3 protein-coding genes are annotated in these 5,506 nt (G+C 68.2%); 1 reads left to right on the forward strand and 2 read right to left on the reverse strand.

The window, feature by feature from the left end; translation table 11 throughout:
• The first annotated feature begins 773 nt into the window (after positions 1-773).
• On the forward strand, positions 774-2,738 hold the full coding sequence (locus QO011_RS42240) for a M23 family metallopeptidase (RefSeq protein ID WP_307286704.1): 1,965 nt from the start codon (positions 774-776) through the stop codon (positions 2,736-2,738).
• 11 nt (positions 2,739-2,749) lie between these two features.
• On the opposite strand, the gene QO011_RS42245 is transcribed toward QO011_RS42240, so the two are convergent.
• Positions 2,750-3,736, reverse strand: a complete 987-nt coding sequence (locus tag QO011_RS42245) for an omptin family outer membrane protease (protein ID WP_307286706.1) — start codon at positions 3,734-3,736, stop codon at positions 2,750-2,752.
• Between the two features lie 158 nt (positions 3,737-3,894).
• Positions 3,895-5,506 (reverse strand): AAA family ATPase (locus QO011_RS42250; protein WP_307286708.1); only part of this gene is annotated, 1,612 nt, incomplete at its 5' end.

Raw genomic sequence — 5,506 nt, forward strand, 5'->3', positions numbered from 1 at the left:
ACGAATTGACGGAGCGCATTCCGCATCTGCTCACGCAGATGCCATAACGCTCTCAAAACGTCAGTACGTCGAAGTTCCATCCGGCCGCCCTCTCGAGCGGCCCGCAAGGACCTCGTCGCCTGCGTTTCTCTTTCTTCCGATGCAATTGTCAAACAGCGTGGGACAGCATAACCATCCCCAATCCACCCGGCGACGACCTCTCCGCCCGACCAGTAAGGCCGGGTGGGCCTAAGGCACAGAGGAGAAAAACCGAAGCCGCGGCCTCGCTCGCCAGTGGCTGGCGGCGACGCCGTCGTTGATGACGCTGATATAGGGTCCTGGCCCTCGCCCTGTCAACAGGGGTTTTTCGTTTTTTTGACAGACCGGTGACACCCCGGCGACGTCTGTGGACAACTCGCGACGATACTGCGGCTAAATATTTGGCCCTGCTCGATTTCTCCGTTGTCCACACGCCCGGGTGCCACAGATCCCGTCCGCGCCGGGGTCCGCCGGCCGTCCTCGCGGGCAGGACGAACCGTCCTCGCGGGCAGGACGAGAGGCCGCTGCGCCGGCCGCGCGGCCGGTCCCGCCGCTGCCGCCCCCCCCGGCGCAGCGGCCCCACTTCGGCCCTATTGCTCGCTCTTAAGGGCTTCACGCGGGACAGACGCGGGCGCGATTGACCTCGGCGGCAGGCTGGGGCACCGTCCGTGCAGCCGACGCCGGGCGGCGGCGCGTCGGAAGTGGGATCGGACGGTTTGCAAACGAGAAGCTTCGCCCAGGAGGCTCGGGAGATCGTGCGGCCGGAGTCCCGGGCGGACCGATTCGGATCGGTCGACCCAGGCAGAGAGCCGCCACTGGCCTTCGACGAAGACCGCGCGCCGGACCGGCGGCGCGTCAGCATCCGCTGGCTGACCGGCACCATCCTCACCGGCCTGTTCGGCGCCACCCTGATGGGCGGCGCGGTCTATGCAGCACTCGACGGCGAGTACAGCTTCGCACGGGCGCCGCTCGCCGCGCCCGTGCCGGCGCGCGACGGCGCGGCGACGTCGGACAGCGGCAGCAATGCCGGCCGCAAGTCGGACCGCATCCTGACCCAGACCGATACGGTGGCCGCCCATCAGGTGATCCGGGTCTCGACCACCACCAAGGTCGGCGAGAAGGACGTGATCAAGGTCAAGCCCTTCGCCCGCGTCATGGCCAACCTGGCGCTCGTGGCCGGCGACCTCGCCGACAAGGTGCCGAAATACAATCCCCTGCAGATCATCGCCGCGGCCAATCCGGAGCCGGCGGCGGTCTCGGCCCTGGTCGAGGACGACGGCGAGGTCAGCGTCGCCACCCGCGACCTGGCGGGCGTGAAGGTGGAGGCCGATGCCGGCCTGACGCTCACCGACGAGCAGATCCGCGGCCTGGTACGCGAGCAGGCCTCGTTCGAGGCGAGCGCGGTGTCGATCACCATCCCGCCGCAGCTCCTCGCCCTCGGCGTGAGCGACACGGGCCTGTCCTCGGTGGCCATCCCCTACGGGGTGGAGGGGGTCGACACCGCCTCGGCGCTGGAAGTGTCGATCGTCCCGGAGAACGTCACCGACGTCGGCAAGACCAGCACCACGACGGGCGGCGGGAGCAGCGAGCGCACCATCACGGTGCAGCAGGCCGGCACGCTCGCCGCCCTGCTCAAGACGCTCGGGGCCGGCGACGAGGACGGGCTGGCGATCGGCAAGCTCCTGGGCGATGCGGCGAGCCTCAACGAGGGCCAGCGCGTGCGCGTCCTGGTCGAGCCCATGCCCGACGACAAGAACCGTGTCCGGCCCGTGCGGGTCTCGGTCTACAACGCCGACCAGCATCTGGGCACCGTCGCCCTGTCCGACAACGGCGACTATGTCACCGTCGCCGATCCCGACACGACCGAGGTCGCCAATGCCGACACCGACGACGGCGGCGGCGACCGGGTCGGCGGCATCCGGCTCTATGATTCGATCTACGAGACGGCGCTCAAGCAGCAGGTGCCGTCGGATCTGATCGACGCGCTGATGCGGATCTACGCCTACGACGTCGACCTCAGCCGCCGCACCCGCCCCGGCGACAATTTCGAGGTGTTCTACGAGCAGGACGAGAGCGGCAAGCCGCTGGGCGACATCCTCTACACCTCGCTGAGCATCGACGGCGACATGAAGCGCTATTATCGCTTCGTCAGCCCGGACGACGGGCAGGTCGACTATTACGACGAGCAGGGGCGCTCCGCGCGCAAGTTCCTGATGCGCAAGCCGATCAACGGCGGCGAGATGCGCTCGACCTTCGGCCTGCGCCGCCATCCGATTCTCGGCTATTACAAGATGCACACCGGCGTCGACTGGGCCGACAAGGTCGGCACGCCGATCCTGGCCACCGGCAACGGCACCATCGTCAAGGCGGGCTGGCAGAACGGCTATGGCCGGCACATCGAGATCCAGCACGCCAACGGCTATCTCACCACCTATTCGCACATGCAGGGCTTCGCTCGCGGCATCGAGCCCGGGGTGAAGGTCAAGCTCGGACAGGTCATCGGCTTCCTCGGCTCATCGGGCCTGTCCACCGGGCCGCACTGCCACTACGAAGTGAAGATCAACGGCAATTTCGTCGACCCGATGCGCATCAAGCTGCCGCAGGGCCGCGAGCTCAGCGGCGACCTGCTGGCCGAGTTCCGGCAGGAGCGCGCCCGCCTCGACGCGATGATGAACAAGGCACCGGTCGCCGAAGCGGCGTCGGCCACGAAGGGGACCTGACCCGGCCGGCGTCAGAGGCCGAACTTGTAGGAGCTCTGCAGGAAGGCGCCGAAGCGCTCGGTGACGAAGGTCTCGGGCTCCTTCACATAGGCATAGGTGGTGGAGGAGACGGGCACGCCGAACTTGGCGTCGGCATCGGCGGTCATGCGCCAGTAGCGCACGCCCGCGCCGATGCTCCAGTCGTCGGTCAGCTGATAGGCGGCCGTGGCCTCGAGCTGGACGCCGTTGCGGCCGTCGCCATTCTCCTGGATGTCGGTCTTGATGTCGGTGCGCAGCCAGTGGTGGTCGACGCCGGAGAAGGACGTGTAGGGCACCCAGGCCGCGTCGAGGCCGAGCCTCAGCCGGTCGAACAGCAGCACTTCGGCGTTGACGCCGACGCGCGCCGAGGTCCATCGCGCCTGCTCGGTGATGGCGAGCACCCCGGAGAGCACGTCGCCGGGCGCGCAGACATCGGGATTGGTGGCGGTCTGCGTGCAGCCATAGGCATTCACCTTCTCGTCGAGATAGTGGACGCCGGCGAAGATGCCGATCTTGTAGGTCGGCTCCTTGATCAGGTTGTAGCCGAAATCGGCGCTGACATAGTTGAGCGTCCCGTCCTTCTGCTTGCTGTCGGTGCTGGAATAGGGCGAGATGAAGGGCTCGAAATCCTCGTCCCGCAGCGAGCCGCTGCCGATGCGGCCGAGGCCGACATAGCCCTTGAGGAAATAGTCGTCCTGCTCGACGCGGCCGTAGGCTTCGCCGCCATAGGCGTCGAGACCGTCATAGGTGAGGCGCGACAGGAGCTGCCTGCCATAGGCCGGCTGGGTGTAGAGCTTCTTGGCGAGCTTGCCGGTGCTGTACCAGGCGCGCAGGCCGACCTCGACGCTGGTGTCCGAGGTCCAGGCAGTATCCGTGCCGCGCAGCACGTCGCCGTCGAAGTCGGCGGCACGGGCCGCGCCGGCCGCCAGCGCCGAACCGCAGAGGGCCAGCAGCAAGACCTTGCTTCCGACGATCGCCATGTCGTCCCCCGTCCCTCGTTCGCCGATGCTGACGGGATTAAGCGATCATTAGCCTTAACAATCGGTTGACGCAGCGTCCACCGCACACGGATCCGTTGAATCCTGAGGCAGAAAAGAGGCGGGCCGAAGCCCGCCCCCTGCCCTCTCGTGGCGGCGGCTCACGCGGCGGCGCTGACCGCGCGCTCGCCGATGATCAGGCCGGAGCCCGAGGCCGAGATCGGCAGCCGGTCGCCGTCGCGCACGTCGCCGGCGAGGATCATCTCGGCCAGCGGATCCTGCACCAGCTTCTGGATGACGCGCTTCAGCGGGCGGGCGCCATAGGCGGGGTCGTAGCCCTTGTCGGCGAGGAAGCGCCGCGCCGCGTCGTCGAGCGCGAGCGTGATCTTGCGCTCGTCCAGGAGCTTCTGCAGCCGCGCCATCTGGATGTCGACGATCGTCCCCATCTGCTCGCGCCGCAGGCGGTGGAACAGGATGATCTCGTCGACCCGGTTGAGGAACTCGGGGCGGAAATGCGCGCGCACCACCGCCATCACCTCCTCGCGCACCGCTTCGGAGTCCTGGCCTTCCGGCTGGTTCACCAGGTACTCCGCCCCCAGGTTCGAGGTCATGACGATCAGGGTGTTGCGGAAGTCGACCGTCCGCCCCTGCCCGTCCGTGAGCCGCCCGTCGTCGAGCACCTGCAGGAGGATGTTGAAGACATCCGGATGCGCCTTCTCGATCTCGTCGAACAGCACGACCTGATAGGGCCGGCGCCGCACCGCCTCGGTCAGCGCCCCGCCCTCGTCATAGCCGACATAGCCGGGCGGCGCGCCGATCAGCCGGGCGACCGAGTGCTTCTCCATGTATTCCGACATGTCGACGCGCAGCAGCGCCGAATCGTCGTCGAACAGGAAGGCGGCGAGCGCCTTGGTCAGCTCGGTCTTGCCGACGCCGGTGGGCCCGAGGAAGATGAAGGAGCCGATCGGCCGGTTCGGGTCCTGCAGGCCGGCGCGGGCGCGCCGGACCGCGGTCGAGACCGCCTTCACCGCCTCGCCCTGGCCGACGACGCGCTGGGCCAGCACGTCCTCCATGCGCAGGAGCTTGTCCTTCTCGCCCTCCAGCATGCGGTCGACCGGCACGCCGGTCCAGCGCGACACGACCTGCGCCACGTGGTCGGCGGTGACGGCCTCCTCGACCATGCCGGCCTTCTCGCCGGCTGCCTCGGTCTCGGCCAGCTCCTTCTCCAACTGCGGGATGACGCCATAGGTGAGCTCGCCGGCGCGCTGATATTCGCCGCGGCGCTGGGCATTGACGAGGTCGTTGCGCGCTTCGTCGAGCTTCTTCTTCAGCTCGGCCGCATGGCCGAGCTTGTCCTTCTCCGCCTTCCAGCGGGTGGTGAGCTCGGCCGAGCGCTGATCGAGCTCGGCGAGCTCCTTCTCCAGGCGGCCGAGCCGATCCTTCGAGGCGGCGTCGCTCTCCTTCTTCAGGGCTTCCTGCTCGATCCTGAGCTGCAGGGCGCGCCGGTCGATCTCGTCGAGCTCCTCGGGCTTGGAATCGACCTGCATGCGCAGGCGCGCCGCCGCCTCGTCGACGAGGTCGATGGCCTTGTCGGGCAGGAAGCGGTCGGTGATGTAGCGGTTCGACAGCGTCGCGGCCGCGACGATGGCGCCGTCGGTGACCCGCACCCGGTGATGCTGCTCGTATTTCTCCTTGAGGCCGCGCAGGATCGACACCGTGTCCTCGACCGAGGGCTCGGAGACGAAGACCGGCTGGAAGCGCCGGGCGAGCGCC

Source organism: Labrys wisconsinensis, assembly GCF_030814995.1.
GTDB lineage: Bacteria > Pseudomonadota > Alphaproteobacteria > Rhizobiales > Labraceae > Labrys > Labrys wisconsinensis.